The sequence below is a fragment of the Endozoicomonas sp. ONNA2 genome (genome assembly GCF_024606365.1).
Lineage (GTDB): Bacteria > Pseudomonadota > Gammaproteobacteria > Pseudomonadales > Endozoicomonadaceae > Endozoicomonas.
This window is the reverse complement of the sequence record NZ_JAHHPO010000428.1, coordinates 1-1,055: the sequence shown is the minus strand read 5'-3', so window position 1 is coordinate 1,055 and position 1,055 is coordinate 1. Positions and strand designations below refer to the sequence as shown.

Annotated in this window: 1 protein-coding gene; it reads left to right on the top strand. The window is 46.4% G+C overall.

Annotation, left to right across the window (positions count from 1 at the left end; genetic code table 11):
* Positions 1-68 precede the first annotated feature (68 nt).
* Positions 69-821: a hypothetical protein gene (locus tag KDK14_RS07700; protein ID WP_257264498.1), complete on the top strand. Its 753-nt coding sequence runs from the start codon at positions 69-71 to the stop codon at positions 819-821.
* Positions 822-1,055: the final 234 nt, after the last annotated feature.

Sequence of the window (1,055 nt, the reverse complement as noted above, 5' to 3'; positions counted from 1 at the left end):
GTCTTTAATAATGTAAAGAAAGGTTGGTGATCTCCAAAGGCTTAGTGAAAGGTTGTTGAGGGAAAAAAATGTCGAAAGTGAATTACCCTGCTCTCAAATTACCTGGCAATATAATTTGGCTGATAGGGTTACTCAATATTTTATGCATCGTACCTGTCATCAGCATGGCCAACGAATGTTTTCCTGCGTTTGACAAGGCAAAATCTCAGTACATCGTCGGTTACAGTAGCCTGCTTTACGAACAGGCAAGGAAATCAACAAATATCGGGTTTAAGCCTGAAGTTCCGGTTTGGGTTGATGGATTCAGAAGGGGGTGGCAGACCAGAACCCGCCAGGATAACACGATAAAAGTGACCGAGCTGGGGGTTGTACCGCTGGTTGGCGGGCGATTTAATGGCGTGTTGATTGCCATGCCAACGAATAAGATCAAGTCGATAGATCGTCAGCAGCAACTGACCTGCCGCGTACTGGTAAATCCGGAGCAATTAACGTCCATGAATCATGTGAAAATCCCGGAAAATAGCCAGTTCTGGCTCTATCAGACGCAGAATAAATACTCCAGCAAACCCGCAGGAAGCTATCCTATCCTGATGTCCGATGTGGATGAGTTTCTCACTGGGTGTATTGAACAGGCCGATCGGTTTGGGCTTAAATCCTTTGCCAAAGAGTGCGTGGCTACGACCTGGTACTGGTCATCACATTGGGTGAATGACCGGTTACACCCATTGAAAGCAAAACCGGCTCAAATCCAGCGGCAAAAAGTGGATAAGCTTCTGGAAAACCTTGAAGGTGATCTGTATGAACAGGTCCGCTCCCAATAAGGAAATATTATTTAATAACTTCGATATTTCAGTGCCGCCCGCATACCGCCACCCGCTGTCCGAAAAAGACATTCGCTTCTGCTATTGCCGGTAGCGACTCAGGGAAATGCGGAACTAATTCCGGGGCAATCCTTGCAGCCTTCTGGCGGGCAGTTAGCACTCTCTATATAATGGCCCACCGTAAGTAGTTAACCAAATGAAATCATATTTTCTGACTAAGTGGCCAGTCACTCT